The organism is Schaalia radingae (assembly GCF_900106055.1).
Taxonomy (GTDB): Bacteria; Actinomycetota; Actinomycetes; order Actinomycetales; family Actinomycetaceae; genus Pauljensenia; species Pauljensenia radingae_A.
In genome coordinates, this window is sequence record NZ_LT629792.1 from 476,852 (window position 1) to 493,769 (window position 16,918).

At 60.7% G+C, this 16,918-nt stretch carries 14 protein-coding genes; 11 read left to right on the top strand and 3 right to left on the bottom strand.

Annotated elements, in window-relative coordinates:
* The first annotated feature begins 117 nt into the window (after positions 1-117).
* From BLT69_RS02020 to BLT69_RS02035, 4 genes are all read left to right on the top strand, one after another.
* Complete coding sequence (locus tag BLT69_RS02020; RefSeq protein ID WP_092649053.1) at positions 118-543, top strand: GntR family transcriptional regulator; 426 nt, start codon at positions 118-120, stop codon at positions 541-543.
* Positions 524-1,225 carry an ABC transporter ATP-binding protein gene (locus BLT69_RS02025; RefSeq protein ID WP_092648273.1) on the top strand — a complete coding sequence of 234 codons (702 nt, stop codon included), beginning with the start codon at positions 524-526 and terminating at the stop codon, positions 1,223-1,225. The genes BLT69_RS02020 and BLT69_RS02025 overlap by 20 nt, the downstream gene beginning before the upstream one ends.
* Positions 1,222-2,034, top strand: coding sequence for a hypothetical protein (locus tag BLT69_RS02030; RefSeq protein WP_092648274.1), 813 nt, complete (start codon positions 1,222-1,224; stop codon positions 2,032-2,034). The genes BLT69_RS02025 and BLT69_RS02030 overlap by 4 nt, the downstream gene beginning before the upstream one ends.
* Before the next feature lie 98 nt (positions 2,035-2,132).
* A complete protein-coding gene (locus BLT69_RS02035; protein ID WP_092648275.1) occupies positions 2,133-2,603 on the top strand; it encodes a hypothetical protein in 471 nt (156 codons plus the stop codon).
* 145 nt (positions 2,604-2,748) lie between these two features.
* Here BLT69_RS02035 and BLT69_RS02040 read toward each other — a convergent pair whose 3' ends face one another.
* Complete coding sequence (locus tag BLT69_RS02040) at positions 2,749-4,545, bottom strand: DEAD/DEAH box helicase (protein WP_092648276.1); 1,797 nt, start codon at positions 4,543-4,545, stop codon at positions 2,749-2,751.
* Between the two features lie 234 nt (positions 4,546-4,779).
* Between BLT69_RS02040 and BLT69_RS02045 the strand changes: the two genes are divergently transcribed.
* Entirely contained in the window at positions 4,780-5,409 is a 630-nt protein-coding gene (locus BLT69_RS02045) for a ferritin-like fold-containing protein (RefSeq protein ID WP_058236150.1), read from the top strand.
* Between the two features lie 12 nt (positions 5,410-5,421).
* Here BLT69_RS02045 and BLT69_RS02050 read toward each other — a convergent pair whose 3' ends face one another.
* Positions 5,422-5,646, bottom strand: a complete 225-nt coding sequence (locus BLT69_RS02050; RefSeq protein ID WP_058236149.1) for a DUF3107 domain-containing protein — start codon at positions 5,644-5,646, stop codon at positions 5,422-5,424.
* A 108-nt stretch (positions 5,647-5,754) separates the two neighbouring features.
* Here BLT69_RS02050 and BLT69_RS02055 point away from each other — a divergent pair, with 108 nt between their 5' ends.
* Positions 5,755-8,940, top strand: coding sequence for a PD-(D/E)XK nuclease family protein (locus tag BLT69_RS02055; protein ID WP_092648277.1), 3,186 nt, complete (start codon positions 5,755-5,757; stop codon positions 8,938-8,940).
* Entirely contained in the window at positions 8,937-12,305 is a 3,369-nt protein-coding gene (locus tag BLT69_RS02060) for an ATP-dependent helicase (protein WP_058236147.1), read from the top strand. The genes BLT69_RS02055 and BLT69_RS02060 overlap by 4 nt, the downstream gene beginning before the upstream one ends.
* Positions 12,306-12,324: 19 nt before the next feature.
* On the opposite strand, the gene BLT69_RS02065 is transcribed toward BLT69_RS02060, so the two are convergent.
* Positions 12,325-13,449: a phosphotransferase gene (locus BLT69_RS02065; RefSeq protein WP_157886313.1), complete on the bottom strand. Its 1,125-nt coding sequence runs from the start codon at positions 13,447-13,449 to the stop codon at positions 12,325-12,327.
* 233 nt (positions 13,450-13,682) lie between these two features.
* Between BLT69_RS02065 and BLT69_RS02070 the strand changes: the two genes are divergently transcribed.
* The 4 genes from BLT69_RS02070 to BLT69_RS02085 are packed head-to-tail and all read left to right on the top strand — an operon-like array spanning position 13,683 to position 16,915.
* Complete coding sequence (locus BLT69_RS02070) at positions 13,683-14,894, top strand: TadA family conjugal transfer-associated ATPase (RefSeq protein ID WP_092648279.1); 1,212 nt, start codon at positions 13,683-13,685, stop codon at positions 14,892-14,894.
* Positions 14,891-15,751, top strand: coding sequence for a type II secretion system F family protein (locus BLT69_RS02075; RefSeq protein ID WP_092648280.1), 861 nt, complete (start codon positions 14,891-14,893; stop codon positions 15,749-15,751). Before BLT69_RS02070 ends, BLT69_RS02075 begins: the two co-directional genes overlap by 4 nt.
* Positions 15,748-16,650, top strand: a complete 903-nt coding sequence (locus BLT69_RS02080; protein ID WP_092648281.1) for a type II secretion system F family protein — start codon at positions 15,748-15,750, stop codon at positions 16,648-16,650. Before BLT69_RS02075 ends, BLT69_RS02080 begins: the two co-directional genes overlap by 4 nt.
* A 55-nt stretch (positions 16,651-16,705) precedes the next feature.
* Positions 16,706-16,915 carry a hypothetical protein gene (locus BLT69_RS02085; RefSeq protein ID WP_257590377.1) on the top strand — a complete coding sequence of 70 codons (210 nt, stop codon included), beginning with the start codon at positions 16,706-16,708 and terminating at the stop codon, positions 16,913-16,915.
* Positions 16,916-16,918 lie beyond the last annotated feature (3 nt).

Consider the following 16,918-nt stretch of genomic DNA (forward strand, 5'->3'; position numbering starts at 1 on the left):
CAGCACCCGTGTGCATCTGGAGCCTGTCGGATTTCAAAGACCGAGTATTGCCACCCCCATCCAAACTGTGTTACTGTATTAATACAGTGATACAGATGGAGGGAGGTAGACATGCAAATGAGCGGAGATTCTCGGCCAATCTGGATCCAACTGGTCGAAGAGTTTACGCAGCGTATTGTTTCCGGCCAGTGGAAGCCCGGAGAAAAAGTACCGAGCGTCAGAGAACTGGCCGCAGAATTCACAGTCAATCCGAACACCGTCCAACGAGCACTCACCCGTGCTGACGAGGACGGCCTGACACAATCGAATCGCACTGCCGGACGCTTTGTGACAGACGACCAGGACGTGATCAAGCAGCATCGCGACAACCTTGCACACCAGATAACAGCTGAATTCATCGCACAGATGAAAGCACTTGGATGTGACAAGAACGCGATCACTGAGCTGATCAATTCCCAGTGGAATACGTATGGACCTGACACAGTCGCCCTCGGCAATGAACAGAAACACGCAAAGGATCCTCATGACAACGCACGCAATTGAGGTTGCGCACCTGACCAAAAAATACGGACAATGGCCGGCGCTCAACGATATATCTTTCGCCATTGAGCCCGGGCAGATCGTTGGCCTGATGGGGGACAACGGGTCCGGGAAAACGACACTTCTGAAAATCCTGGCAGGAATACTGTCCGGTTACGAGGGGAACGTCGCCATCCACGGCCATGCGCCCGGCCCGCAGTCCAAAGCCATCACCTCCTACCTGCCGGACGAATCGGCGCTGCCAACCAGCCTGACAGCCGATGAGGCGATCCGCATGTATGCCGACTTCTTCGATGACTTCGACAGTGCTCAGGCTTCTGAGATGATCGATTTCTTCGAACTGCCACACAACAAACGCTTCCGAGAGATGTCAAAAGGTATGCGCGAAAAGGCGCAAGTGGCACTCACCATGTCCAGACGGGCAAAAGTCCACCTGCTGGATGAGCCGATATCAGGGGTTGACCCGGCGGCGCGCGACATTATCATGCGCGGCGTGCTAACAGGTTTTGACCCCGACGCCCTCATGATCCTGTCCACACACCTGATCCGCGACATCGAGCCGATCATTGACTACGCAATCTTCATGCGCCAGGGGAAGATCCTGCTGGCGGGACACGTTGATGATCTGCGAGAAGAACACGGCACGGACCTCGACACTCTGTTTAGAAAGGTGTATGCACGATGATCTGGACAATTATCCGCTATGACGCCAAAGCAACGTGGCGCCAGCTGTGCGTCATGCCTGTCGTGGCAGCATTGCTGCTGGGCACAGCAATCGGCGCAGATGCGCTGAAAATTCCAGTGTTGAAGGAAATTTCCCTGGTACTCGCAGTGGTGGCAATCGGCGGGCTGCTTGCAGTGCAGGCGCTGATATGCATCCTCAACTACTGGACATCAATGTATGGGCGACAGGGCTCATTCACGCAGACCATTCCGGTGCGCACATCAACACTTTTGAGTGGAAAACTCCTGTACGCACTTATCGTCGGCGTGCTGTCACTGATCGTGACCGCCGTGTTCACGCTGCTTGCCGTCCTGTATTACGTCGGCGCCGAACCTGCGCGCTACGTCATTGACCAGATTCTTCAGCAGGCGTGGACCAATGCGGTCATACTGGTAATCGCAAGCGTGCTCCTCCAGTTAGTCTGCTCACTGGTGATCGTATGGTCGGTGATCACAATCAGTTCTGACGAAAAACTCTGGTCGCTCAGATGGGGCGCACCGGTCCTCGGCCTGTTCTGCACATACGTTGTTTATGAAGTCGGAGCTGCGCTGTTCATGCTGTTCATTCCGATCGGAGTGCGTATGGAAGATCCCGGGGCAGGTGACATCGTCATGGAAGGAATGTGGCCCAGCTTCGTCAAACTGGTGCAGTATGACGCAGCATCGCCTGAGGTGCTGGGGCTTGGATACGTCCTGTGGGCGGTTGTTCTGGCAGTGGTGCTGCTTGTCCTCGCGCGGCGTCACGCGGATCGGCGCACATCCGTTCGGTAGCGGATTGCCAGGCAGCCCGCCTCCCTCGTCTGCTTGTCGAGGGAGGCGGGCCTGTGAGAAAGTATGAAGGTCAGTGTAGCGTGGATGTGGAGGTACCAATGTCGGACCCGGTGCGACCTGTTGGTGGCCAGATGGAGCCGAATCGTCGGCCAGGGACGGTGTGGGCGCTGCTCATCCTCACGTTGATCTATTGCATCTTCAGCACTGTCAGAGCTATCAAGGACGCCCTCACAGCGTGGCCGCAGATGACAGACAATGGTGAGGATCTCACGATGGTTGCAGTGGTTATCGACCTTGTCATTATCGGCCTGTGTGTCCTGCTGCTGCTCGGTGCACTCCTCGTCACCATGCGAATGACACGGATCCTGATGCTGGTTGCAGGGATCATGACGATCGGATGGGAGCTGCTGTCCGTTTTCAGCTACGCGGTCTTGCTGCAGGAATATCACCTTGGTCGCTGGGCGATCAAACTGGGCCAGCTTGGAATCGTGATCGTCATCGTAGTGCTGACGCTGGTTCCACCCACGGCGCGCTGGTTTGCAGCCAGGTTCACGCAGCGCAGGATATAGGCGTTCGAGGGTGGATGCGCGCCCTCGCCATGCCTGAGAAAGGGATGGTCCAGCCAGTCCCGCTAAGACGACTTTGACACCGATGCCCAAGGCCGATTCGTCAGCCTTGGGCATCTGTATGCGTGAAACTTCAGGTGGTGCCGACTTACTCAGCAGCCTCGGAACCACTGGAACGGCGGCGTACACGGCGGCGAGTGCCCTGAGTGCCCTCACCCTTGGCAGATCCAGAGTCACTCTTGCGGCGACGCACACGCGTACGTTGACGACGCGGTGTCTCCTCAGATCCACCGTCCTGCGACGCTGCGCCCTTACGGCGGCCAGAGGAGCGACGCCCACCACCTCGACGCCCGGATCCTCGACCCGAACCACGCCCTGATCCGCGTCTCGGACCGTGATGCCCGCGACCGGTTTCTCCCAGATCCTCCACCTTCTCGGCTTGCAGACCCGCGCGCGTGCGCTGTGAACGCGGCAAACGGTCGGTGACATCGGTCGGGATATCCAAATCCGTGTACAAGTGATCCGACGTGTGGTACGTCTCAAGGGGGTCTGGCACGCCCAGCCCCAACGCTTTCGAGATCAGTGACCAGCGCGGCACATCATCCCAGTCCACGAACGTGACAGCGGTGCCGGATGCGCCTGCACGGCCGGTGCGTCCAATGCGATGCAGGTAGATTTTCTCGTCTTCAGGGCACTGGTAGTTGACCACATGTGTCACGTCGTCAACGTCGATGCCGCGTGCCGCCACGTCGGTGGCCACCAGCACGTCGATCTTGCCGTTACGGAACGCCCGCATTGCCCGCTCGCGCGCACCCTGACCCAGGTCACCGTGCAGCGAACCAACAGCAAAACCGCGATGCGTCAGATCCTCGCCCAGGCGCGCTGCCGTCCTCTTGGTGCGGCAGAAAATAATGGTGCGGCCTCGCCCTCGTGCCTGCAGAATACGGCTGATGACTTCCACCTTGTTCATCGCGTGCACGCGGTAAATGACCTGCTTGACTGTGCGCACCGTGGCGCCCTGATCCTCCGGGTCCTGCGCGCGGATGTGGGTCGGCTGGGACATGAAGCGGCGAGCCAGCGCCACTACCGGGCCAGGCATCGTCGCTGAGAACAGCATCGTGTGGCGCGTAGCCGGAACGCGTGCCAGCAAAGTTTCCACATCGGGCAAAAAGCCCAGATCCAGCATCTCGTCGGCTTCGTCAAGGACCACTGTCTTCACGCCGTTGAGCTTGAGCACGCGCCGCTTGAGCAGGTCGATCAGACGACCAGGAGTTCCCACAACGACGTCAGTGCCGCGTTCCAGCGAATCGATCTGCGGCTCGAACGCTACGCCACCATAAATCTCCGTGATGCGCACACCCAGTTTCGATCCGGCGACGCGCAGATCAGCCGCCACCTGCTTGGACAGCTCGCGCGTGGGGAGCACAACCAGTGCCTGCGGGCAGTCGGGATTGAGCAGATCCGCATACGCTGGGCTCGAGGGCACCACCAGCTCCTGAAGCAGTGGGATCCCAAAACCCAGCGTCTTGCCGGTACCGGTTTTCGCCTGGCCGATGATGTCATGCCCGTCCAGCGCCACCGGCAAGGTGAGTGCCTGAATCGGGAACGGGTGGGTAATGGAACGCTCCTCCAACGCCTGCACGATCGGATCGCACACGCCGAAATCTGCGAATGAGCGTTCATCGAGGTGCGACGTGGAGCCGTCCTCGTCAGTGATGTCCGGGACTGCTTCGCCGGCGTGAGCGTCGAATGTTCCGTCGGCAATGTCACCCAGGCGCACCACCCCGGCTGAGTAGGTCACTGACGAGGGTGACTCGTCCTGAGGCTGCGCTTCGTTATCTGTCAAGGAATCAGTCACGATCCTGCTATCTCCATCTTCGGGACGTTGCCCGAGGTCAGGTGTGAATGCGATGCACTCACACACGAGGGGAAGCCGATCGCGCATTATCACTGGGCACATACACGCCTCATGTCGGGCGACGTTGAATGTGCACGGACGCGGCAAAGATTTCACCAAGGTGAAAGCTCCGCGGTTCAGTCGGTATCTGACGGTGTCGTGTTGAGTCAAAGCGACCGGTCAACCGTATGTTCGTCTCCATGATATCCGTGTCGGCCGTATGAATGTGCAGGCGGTGAGGGTTATCACGTCCCACGGCTGTGATCGCGCTAGGCTGGAGCCATGCAACGTGTCTACGAAACTCCTTCACACGCCACCAGTGAAGCGCTCGGTTTTTTCGCGTACGGCGCGCTGGCGGCCATGACCCGTCTGGCCAAGGACGGTGACCAGGCGCCCACCATCGACGCCCATATCGCTCACATGGAAATGGCGGATCGCGCGTTCCAGTTCTTCACACAGATGGGAGTCTGGGCGCGTCACCGCGGGCTGGATCTGGCCGAGCTTGCCGACGAGTATTCAGGCATGTTTGACGACATTGACATGCGCACCCGGCCCAGTCAGTGGTGGGAACGCTCCGTCAAAACGTACGTCACGCTGGGTATCCTGAGTGACCTGATGCGCGAAGTCGCCGTGTGCCACAAGCTGTTTGATGACGTGTCGGAGTCGTGGGATCTGGGTCAGGGCGCGTGGGTGGAAGAACACCTCGCGCCGCTGACTGCGCAGGACGGGCAGCTGGCCGCACGGTTGTCCTTGTGGGCCAGGCGCGTGGCGGGCGAGGTGCTCGGTCTGGCTCGCGCCACGCTGTTCACGCATCCGAATTTGGCGAAAGACGGCGACACGGCTGATGCCATTTCCGCCGAGGTCACCCGGCGTCACGGTGAGCGCATGGAGCGCATTAACCTCAAGCCCTGAGGTGGTTCATCTCTAGCTGACGGCGAAGCCCACTCGGCGAGGCTGTTCTGAGGCGATCGACACGTATGCCAGGGATGCTGCCGGTACGATGATGCGCTGTCCCCGCCGGTCAGACAGGTCGAGGGCGGTCGAGTCTGCGGCTGTCTGCTTGACGAGGGCGACCAGGTCTTCCTCGTCCATGTCCACGTCAAGTTGAAGTTCGCGGGCAGCGCCTTGCACTCCGATTGCTATTTTCATGTGAATCTCCCTTTCGAGCCGGCCATATCCTGATTCTCACCCTAGCAACGCTGCACCTCACGTACCGGATCGAACGCAAATGCACGTGCAGGATGTCACTATTGGGACATGGACATCACCACGACTCCGATTATCGCGCTTGAACAGCCAGTTCACGTTGCTGTTCCTCAGCTGGATCAGTATCAACGCGCAGTATGCGATGCGGTTGCCGCAGGGCAGCATGCTGTGGTGCGCTCCATGCCTGGATCGGGGCGGACGACGTGCGCACTGGCTGTTGTCCAACAGGCTGTGAACAGGTCAGACAACGTGATGATGCTCGTGCCGGATCGCAACCGGGCGGACTGGCTTCAACCCCGTGTGGAAGCGCTCGCACCGCACACTGTTCGCCCCGTGCGAACGCCGGCCGGCTGCGCCTATCAGGTTGTCTCCACGTGGCGCACCGTGCGCGCGGATCCACTCGGTCCCGTTCAACTGGTCACCGGAGCGGCAGAAGATCAACTCATAGCGGACCTGATGACGCGTCCCGGCATTAACTGGCCGGAATTCCTGCCTGAACAGATGCGTGACATGGCGGCCTTCCGCATGGAAGTACGCAACCTTTTCGCTCGCGCCGGTGAAGCAGGTATCAGCGGTGAGGAACTGGAACGAATTGGACGTGAGCGCGGTGCAGACGAGTGGGTGGCGTGCGGGCAGCTTCTGCAGGTGTACGAGGGGGGCCCCGACTTCGCTGTGGAAACGCGCGGCACAATGCTGGCTGACATGTCGCGCATACAGCGTGTGGCGGCTCAGGTGATCGATGGGTGGGATCGTGATGCCGCGCGCGTGGGGGTGAGTACAGATGCGCCCATACCTGATGTGATCGTGGTGGATGATCTGCAGGACTGCACCCCCTCGACTGTTGAACTGCTCAGCGCGTGTGCACGCAGTGGCACCAGGATCGTGGCATTTGCCGCTCCCGATGTTGCTGTGGCGTCTTACCGAGGGGGCGAACCCCACCTGGATGCGCGCCTGGCGCGCCGCCTGGGCGTTCCCCTGATGCAGCTGGGTGCCAACCGGCGCGGCACACCTGTACTGCGCCACATGGTCTACGACGCAGTTGAACGAATCGGCGTGCAGGCCTCGGCTGCGCACCGATTGACAGAAGCTCAGGCATTGGGTGTATCGGATGGGCAGGCAGACGATACGCCGGCGACAGATGATGTGCATCTGCACGTCGTTGCAACTGATGCTCAGATGGGAGCGCAGTGCGCGCGGGCCGTGCGCCATGCTTTTCTGCATGAGGGGGTGGACTGGGCGGACCAGGTCATCATTGCGCGCTCCAGCAGCATCGTTGAACAGGTCCGGCGCCAGCTGATGCAAGGCTCGGTCCCCGTTGCCGGTGGCCAGCGTGTCTTCACATTTTCCGCAGAGCCAGCAACCCGGATTCTGCTTGAGCTGATCTGTGCCGAGGCGGAGGATGCGGAGGCCTTGCTGACACACCTGTTTGACTCGCCCTACATCCAGGTCGATCCTCTTGACGTGTCGCTAGTTCTGCGAGCGCTGAACCGGCAGCGCCGGGACGAAGGTGCAGGCAGTGCAGATGATGGCGACGACACTGATGTCCGCGTCCAGGAGGTGAGCATCGCTGAGCTCATCACCTCGCCGCAGATCCTCGACACGCTTAAGAATGACGACGAAGCAGCGCAGGAGGCCGTGTCGCGCATCAGGGGTGAACTGCTCACAGCTCACCTGATGTGGAAAGCGGCCCAAGATGCCGCACAACTGACACCCGGCGTGGCACTGTGGCGCCTGTGGAACAGCAGCAGCGAACTGGGTGAGGAGCACTCAGTGGCGACCCGATGGCGCAATGGCGCCATTGCTGGAGGCACGGATGCTGCATGGTACGACGATCAGCTCGACGCGGTCCTGGCACTGTTCAAAGTTGCCGATGTCTACGAGCAGCGTGAGCCAGGCGCACGGGCAGGAGCTTTCGCGCAGCAGCTGCTCGGTGATGACGTACCAACCGATACGATCGCGCAGGCAGGGATTCGTCCTCGAGGAATCGAAGTACTGACACCGGCAGCCGCGATGGGGCGCGAATGGAAGCTCGTGCACATCGTGGGCGTGCAGGACGGTCAGTGGCCCAACATGACGGTGCGTGACCGAGTGCTGCGTTCCGACCTGATCGGGCAGGCTGACCCTGATCCCTCCACGCGGTTGGCGCGCCACCAGATCATGGAAGATGAACGCCGTCTGTTCGCCGCCGCTTTGTCCAGAGCTACGCGAGGCGTGCAGGTTTATGCCGTGCTGAATGAGGACGAAGCTCCCTCGTCGTTCGTGGACCTGATTGCGCGATACAGTCACGCACCGCGCACCGAAGATGGAGACTTGATTGTTGAACGCGTACCTGCGCCCCTGAACATGGCTGGTCACGTCGCGCACCTGCGCCATCTTGCAGCTCAGGGTGGAAAAGAGAGCGAACAGGCCATCGAACTGCTTGCGGTGCTGGCACGCAGCGGCATCAGCTATGCGAACCCGCGCTACTGGATGGGGACAGGCGGGGTGACGACCTCTGAGGTTACCGGCTCGAAAACGGTGCGCCTGTCACCCTCGAAAATCCAGGACATCCGCGATTGCCCGCTCAAATGGTTCTTCACGTCGATCGGCGCTGACCAGGCGCCGGGTGCCGCCCAGGAATTGGGCTCCCTCATCCATGCCATTGCTCAGCGTCACCCGCATGGACCACTCGATGTCATGATGAGCGAGTTGCGCGCCGCATATGACCTGCTGGACTTCGATGCGAACACACTGGCAGGACGCCAGCAGATCGCGCAGGCTGAGCACATCATCGAGAACCTTGCCGCGTATATGGAGGGAGTGCCCGGTCCGGTAGAGGTCGAACAATCCATTCACGCCACCATCGGTGATGTCATCGTGAGCGGGCGCATCGACCGGATTGAGCATGTGGACGGGAAGGTACGCGTGGCGGACCTGAAAACAGGCAAGAGCGCCGTATCAAAGACCGCGGCTCAGGAACATCCTCAGCTCGCGTCCTACCAGGTGGCATTGACAGCCGCAGGATATGAAATGACTGGAGCGCGCCTGGTGTACCTCGGAACGAAAAACGTCGCGACGCGCGAACAGTCAGCAATGGACTCCGAACAGTTCACTCAATGGTGCGACCAGATGAAGCAGTGGGGACAGATGGCGCGCGGCCCGCACTATCCGGCAACACCGTCAGAAGATGCATGCCGCTTTTGCCGTTTCGCTCAGAGTTGCCCTGCCAAAGATGAAGGACGGAGGACACTTCCATGACTACGCAGACGCTGACCCATCCTGAGATGACAGCCCGGCGCATCGCGGAACTGACAGGCCTGCCGGTTCCCACCGCCGAACAACAACGCGTCATTGAAGCTGACATGGAGCCGCTCCTCGTTGTTGCCGGCGCTGGGTCAGGCAAGACCGAGACCATGTCGATGCGAGTGCTGCACATGGTCGCCGCGCGAGGACTATCCCCCGACCAGATCCTCGGATTGACCTTCTCACGCAAAGCAGCCGCTGAACTCGGTCAGCGGCTTCGAGCGCGCCTGAGCACACTGAGCCAGCACTGCGACGGCATCATCACCACTGAGGATCCGGTATGTATGACATACCACTCCTTCGCACAGCAAATCGTCCACGACCACGGGATGCGTCTGGGTATCGACCCGAACCAGCGTCTGATCGGACAGGCAGGCGCAGTCCAGATGATGACCGACATCGTTGAGATGTGGCCACACGATCTGGGAAGCGACAAGAGCGTATCCAGCCTTGTGGACAGCGCACTGGGTCTTGCCGGCCAAATCGCTGAACACGCAATGAGCATTGATGAGATGCGCGTATTCCTCGACGAATTCGGAACGGCGCTGCGGGAAATTGGCAAGCCGACCGGCGTACTCAAGAGCATGGTGGACACCAACGACCTGCGGCTGCGCCTCCTTGACCTGATCGACGCCTTCTCTGAACGCAAACGCAGTGAACGAGTCGTCGACTTTTCCGACCTGCTGATCTTGGCCAACCGGCTCGCCCACAGCGCGCCCGCTGTGCGCGACCAATTGAGAGCCGACTATCACGCCGTGTTTCTGGACGAATTTCAGGACACCTCCGTCATCCAGATGAAGTTTCTGGCGGCACTGTTCCACGATCACCCAGTGACAGCGGTAGGGGATCCCAACCAGTCCATCTACTCGTGGCGTGGTGCCTCAGCCGGATCGCTGAAATCATTCCTGGACCGCTTCTGTTCGGATACGCCTCACGTCGAGCAAACACAGTACCTCTCGACAGCGTTCCGAAACGACCGCATGATTCTCGATGTCGCCAACCACGTGTCCAGGCCGCTGCGTGAGGATTCCGACATACCGCAGCTCAAAACGCTCGAACAAACACTGACTGCTGACTTGGAGCGCGCGCGACGCGAAGCGGCTCCCGTTGCTGAACAGCAGCGCCTCGAACAGGCGGTTCAGGCTGCGCGCGAGCGCGCCCATGACGGAGTTGTGGACGTCGCCTTCGAGACCAGCACCCAGGACCAGGCCGAAACAGCGGCCCGCTTCCTCGTGAAGCACCGCCAGCGCCGAGGCTCCAGATGGTCAAGCGCGGCGGTGCTGTGCAGGCGAACCTCCGATTTTATTGCAGTGGAAAAAACACTTCGAGCACATGACATTCCTACCCAGGTAATTGGTTTAGGAGGACTGCTTCAACAACCTGCGGTCGCAGATGTGCGGGCAGCATTGCGATTGAGTGTTGACGTGAGCGATTCGCCTGCAGCACTGCGGCTGGTGACGAACCTCGACCTGGGAGCCTCGGATCTGCAGGTGCTCGGCAAGTGGGCCAGGGCACGAAATACGCGTACGCCGGGAGACCATCCCCTGACCTACCTTCTCGACGCTCTCGATACGCCTCCGCCCGTGCACTGGCGCGGCGATGATGCTTCTCCTGCGATCTCTGCAGCAGCAGTGGCGCGCGTCGAGGTCCTGTCCAGCAAACTGCGTGCCATCCGTGAATGGTCCGGGCATCCGGTGACAGATCAGGTGGAACGTGCCATCTCGATACTGGGAGTGGCAACCGATGCTATTGCCGACCCCATGCCCAACGACGGACGCGAAGCGCTGGATACGTTCGTGGATGTGGCCCGAAACTTTGAGAAAGATGCCCCTGATCCGTCGATGCGCGCATTCCTTGCGTGGCTGGATGTGGCCGAACAGGAAGAACGTGGCCTTGCCGGGCCGCACACCGACCCGGATCCCGATGCGGTGCAGATTCTCACCATCCACGGGGCGAAAGGTCTGGAATGGGACAGTGTGGTTGTCTACGGACTGGGGGATGGGATTTTCCCTTCTCACCGCTCGAACTCAGTGACGTGGCGCGATGACCCGCCCGGAGCGAGCGGATGGTTGGAGCGAAGCAGCGAGATTCCCTACCCGTTGCGAGGCGATGCCGACTACCTACCGGCCTTGACGATCGGTGAAGGGGAGGGGCGAACACCTCAGTCAGCGTTCAACAACTGGATTTCGCAGACCTATCGGCCTGAAATGGGCTGCCAGACGGAGCGCGAAGAGCGCCGTCTCGCATACGTCGCATTGACCAGGGCACGCCATCACATGCTGCTGACCGGTGCATGGGTGGCATCGTCAGCGAAATTGCACTTTCCCTCGCGCTATCTGATGGAACCACTTGAAGCTGGGCTGACGGCTGCTGACCCTGAACGTGCGATCGCGCCTCAACCTGAACCTGAAGAAGTCGCACAGCTCCTGGCCGCGCAAGACTCACCGCTCTTTCCGGCACCTCCTGACGTATCGCGCCAACGCATGACGCAGGTGGCTCACGCAGTGCAGGATGCGATGACACGGCATAGCGGTGAGGCGACCGATGGTGACACGCATCTGGCGCGCACCCCGCACCCGCTGGCCGCCGATACGCGCGTCCTTCTCGACGAGCATCTGCTGCGCAAACACGACGATGCGCTTGTTGTGCCACTGAGCCGCATTCCGGCAACCTCGGTGACACGACTGCTGAGCAGTCCAGATGAGTATGCGCGCGACTTGCGTCGGCCCATACCGCGCGAACCCAGCGACGCCGCGACCCTGGGGACACTGTTCCACTCATGGGTCGAACGCCAGCTGCGCATGGTCTCAGGTGAACTGTGGGATGAGCACATTCCCGGCGAAGAAACGCTTAGCTCGGCGCAACACAGGCGCTTTGACGCAATGAAAGGCATTTTCAACACCCTCCCCATTGTCAATACAGGAAAGCCGATCGCGGTAGAAGAACCCTTTTCGGTGCGGATCGGCTCCTTGAGTATTCCCGGCCGCTTCGACGCTGTGTTCGAGGATGCCGACGGCCGGACAGTGATCATCGACTGGAAAACAGGTCGCGCCCCGACGCGCAATCCAAGCGGAGCGCTCACCGCGCAGGCGCATCTGACTCAGTTGCGCCTCTACACCGCCGCATGGGCGCAGCGAAGCGGAACAGACCCGGACGACATTCATGCCCGCATCGTCTACCTGGGTGGTAATCCTTCCGTTCCAGCAGATCAGCGCATGTATTCCAGGGAAGCTCTGGACGCAATCGTGCGCGAATATGACTCACCGATCAACGACCTGGAAACCGCGTTGCAGGCAGTGTTCACGCAGTCGCCAGCATAGAGCGCGCCTGCGCGTCGCTTCAGGAAAACTGTGGGGGAGTGCGAGTCGGATCACCATCGGCATGCCGGTCAATGACGGACTCCACCTCGTCCATCGACACCGGCTCCGTCACGTTCTCAGGCGAAGCAGTCCAGGTTGGCGCGGCGGGCTCTGCGGCAGGCTCAGGTTCATCCGCGGGGGCATTCTCATCCTTGGGTTCAGGCGCGAGCTCATGCTCCGTCAGCAGGTCATCGCCCACGTCGAGCGACACATCCGTCAACATCTGCGACGCGTCGCGAACGATCTCCTTGTCCTCGGCATGAAGCCCGTGAGACAGCCAGCGCACGATTGCCAATTCAGACAGCAACTGAGCGCGCGTCACCAGGTGCAAGTCCGTCGCCATCCTCGTCATCGAATACGACGACTGGAACGTTTCAAGGAAACCATCAGACGCCTGAGACAAAATCCACGCCACGTCGATCGCCGGATCACCCACGTGCGCAGAGGAAAAACCACTGATGGACAGCACGATCCCATCTGCGACCTTCACCGACTGCACATGCAGATCGCCGTGAACAGGGCACGGGCGGAAACGCCACAAAGCGTCATCATCTAAGGCAGCTCGCCAGCGGCGCACAAGATTCGCAGGAACCGTCACAGCTGCCAATACTTCCTGGAGGACAGCACGGTGGCGGTCACGGCACTCAGAGGCCGAATACTGCGGAACATTCACATCCGAATACGTTGAGACAGGCAGGTTATGCAAGCTGGCGATTGATCGGGCCAGCGAGGCCGGCAAAATACCCGACTGATCGAAGTCCTCATCACCCATGAAACGGCCCGCAAGATCCTGATGCACCATCACCGACACGCCCTCGCGGGTGCGGGCAATACCAGCAGGACGCGGCACATCAAAACCGACCTCACCCGCATCGTGAGCAGACGCCAGACGGGCAAGGACCGCCCACTGTGCCCTCAAATCCACACCGCCCACATCTTCATGCGGACACACCACGGTCCAGCGGTTCCCCTGATCATCGACAATGCCGGTCATGGAGACAACCTCGTCACTGAATTGAGGCTCACGTAAAGCCGCAACAGAAAGGCCGGGTACCGCCGCGGTCGCCAACGCAGCCAATTCAAGAGGTGTTCGTGGTGTACTCACCCTCTTACGGTACATGGCCTGTCCACACTTCGAGCCGCTTCATTAATGGTGTTTCACGCCCCGTTTGGGAAAAACTGCAGGTCACTGGCGCACCGAACGCTCACCGGTACCCAAACCCCCACCCGAAGTTATCCACAGTTCAGTAGAAAGGGTTCCCATCAGGATGCTACTTTGCTACGTTCGGTGACAGTAATCACAAGGACAGCCCACTGCAACGCGAAAGGAACGGCACGATGGCGAGCACGCCCGATACAGCCACACAGCTGCGCAGCGCACTCGCATCCCGCGGCATCGACCCTTTCGCGCACACCCAACGCGCCCGGCAGCTGGCCGAGGAAACCGTCACGCAGATGCTCGGGCCGCTCACCCCCGACGAAATCCACGAGCACACAGAAAACCTGCTGGCCGAGGTTATCGGCTTTGGCCCCCTCCAGCGGTATCTGGACGATCCAGAGGTTGAAGAAGTGTGGATCAACGACCCCTCGCGCATCTTCATCGCGCGAAACGGCCAACCCGAGCTGACCACATTGATCCTGTCCGACCAGCAGGTGCGAGACCTCGTGGAACGAATGCTGCACCATTCGGGCCGGCGCCTTGACCTGTCAGCACCCTTCGTGGATGCAATGCTGGCCGGCGGGGAACGCCTGCACGTCGTGATCCCTCCCGTGACCGGCCAGCACTGGTCAGTCAACATTCGCAAACACATTCAACGTGCTCGCTCGCTGCGCGACCTCGTCAATGTGGCCATGCTGCCCGACTATGTTGCTGAATTCCTTTCCGCCGCCGTGGACAGTGGCTTATCCATCGTCGTGTCGGGCGCCACCCAGGCAGGAAAGACAACACTCCTGCGCGCACTATGCGGAGAAATCCCGGGCGCGCGCCGCGTCATCAGTTGTGAAGAAGTTTTCGAACTCGCATTGCCGGCTCGCGACTGCATTGCGATGCAGACACGCCCCAGCTCGATGGAAGGCACAGGCGAAATCACGCTGCGTGACCTGGTGCGTGAATCACTGCGAATGCGCCCCGAAACGCTCATCGTCGGAGAGGTGCGCGGTCCAGAAGCGCTCGACCTGCTGCTCGCACTCAACGCGGGTGTTCCAGGAATGGCGACCGTGCATGCCAACTCGGCCCGCGAAGCACTGTCGAAACTGTCCATGCTCCCCTTGCTCGCCGGCGAAAACGTCACCCCTCAGTTCGTTGTCCCCACGCTTGCGCACAGCGTTGACATCGTGTGCCACGTTGAACGCAACCACGACGGCACACGCGTTGTGTCCGAGGTGCTCGCCGTGCCCGGCCGGGTCGAGGAGATGCGCATCGAATCAGCAGACCTGTGGCGCTATGACGGTGCCACGTGGGTGCGAGGCCGAGGCGCACTTGACGCGCATGAACGCTTCGCTCTGGCCCACCATGATCTGAGTGCCCTGCTGACGGGTGGGCCGTCATGAGCGCCACACTGATCGGAATCGTCCTGGGGATCGGTGTGAACTGCATCCTCCTGGCCTTCGTCGGCACACCCCGATTGCCGAGGTGGTCACCGAACTGGTGGCAGGCGTGGAACGACACACTGATCAGGTCCGGAATTTCCTCCCTGACCCGCAGTACGCACGTCCTGGTCACGCTGGCGATTATGAGTGGTGTCTTCCTGGGCGTGCTGGCCTACACACGCACATGGACCGTGGCCATCGTGGTCGCACTGATGATCGCACCCGTTCCCACCATGGTGATCGTGGGTCGCGCTGCGCGCGTGACCAGGCAGACTCGAGTGGCGTGGCCTGATGTGGTGGATCAACTGGTGGCAGGTATCCGATCGGGTGCTTCCCTGCCCGAACTGCTCATCGACTGCGGTGAGCGCGGACCGCGAGTCTTGCGTCCCTATTTCCTCACGTTCAGTACGGAGTACCGCGCTGACGGCAGATTCGACCATGCGCTGACGGGACTGAAAAACCGGCTCGCCGACCCGGTGGCAGACCGCATTATCGAAGCGTTACGCCTGGCACGCGATGTCGGCGGATCAGATCTGGCGGTCCTGCTGCGAGACCTGGGAGTCATGCTGCGTGAAGATGCACGCATCCGCGGAGAACTCGAAGCGCGGCAGTCATGGACAGTTAACGCAGCCAGGCTGGGAGTGGCAGCCCCGTGGATCGTGCTGGTGTTGATCTCCGCACAGGCCCAGGCCGCCAGCGCGTTTTCCACTCCACAAGGCGTGGTGATCCTCAGTGTGGGGGCACTGGTCTCGGTCGTCGCGTACTTCGTAATGAAGCAGATCGGCAAACTGGAAACGGAACGGCGGACCCTGCGATGAATGGGATGACGTGGGCGGCTGTCGCGATAGGGATGACTCTGGGTATTGGAATATGGCAGCTGGCGATTGCCATCCGTGCCCGCAACAATCTGCTCGCCGTGCGCGTGTGGAGCCAGCGCTCGGACACCACGTGGCCTTCCGATATGCCGGGCAGTCGGGTACGTTCACTGGCGGCGCAGTGGCTCGCACGCGTAATGGACGCAATTGGCTCCACATCCACCAGCGTTGTTCGCCGCCTGGAACTGCTCGGCTCGGGCAGGGAGCTCGCCACTTTTCGCCTGCACCAGTTCATTGCGGCAACCTGCCTGATGCTCCTGGCCGCAGTTGCGATCATCCCGCTGATTCACCGCACCCCTGCAGGAATCATGTCACTCATATGTGCTCTGGCGGTGGGTGCATTGACGGGGGCCGCACTGTGGGACCAGCTCCTGAGTGTGCAGGCCAGGCATCGACAGCGTCAACTGGACAGTAGTGTCCCTGACGCCTCTGAGCTGCTCGCACTGGCAATCGGTGCCGGTGAATCGGTGCCGGCAGCCTTGTCGCGTGTGGCGGGAATCTCCCAGTCACACTTGGCCCGCGAACTGAACCACACGGTCACTCAGATACGGATGGGCCGTGCCACCACGCGGGCACTGACCGACCTTGCCGCCCGCAATGATTCACCCAACTTGTCACGACTGTGTCAGACCCTTGTTACCGCCATCGAACGCGGAGCGCCACTGGCTCAGACCCTGCACGACCAGGCGCGCGACATCCGCGAAGTAACTCGGCAACGACTCATGGAACAAGGTGGCAGGAAAGAGATCGCCATGCTGTTCCCGATCGTCTTCCTGATCCTGCCCATCACTGTCCTGTTCGCACTGTACCCCGGGCTGCTTGCCCTCCAGATCGGACCGTGACATGCATATCCCAATACCACACCACCACCGCACCGACAGAAAAGAGAGAAACCCGATGCACACCTTCTTCCTATGGATCGCAACACTGACAGGCAGGTTCATCCACCTGCCGACACAGCCTGACGAGGGGGAACGCGGCGACGTCCCCGGATGGGTCCTCATCACGCTCATGACCGTCGCCCTCGTCATCGGAATATGGGCGATCGCCGGTCCGCAACTGCAAAACATGCTGGAACAGGCATTGTCTTCCGTCAACTTCGGGTAAGGC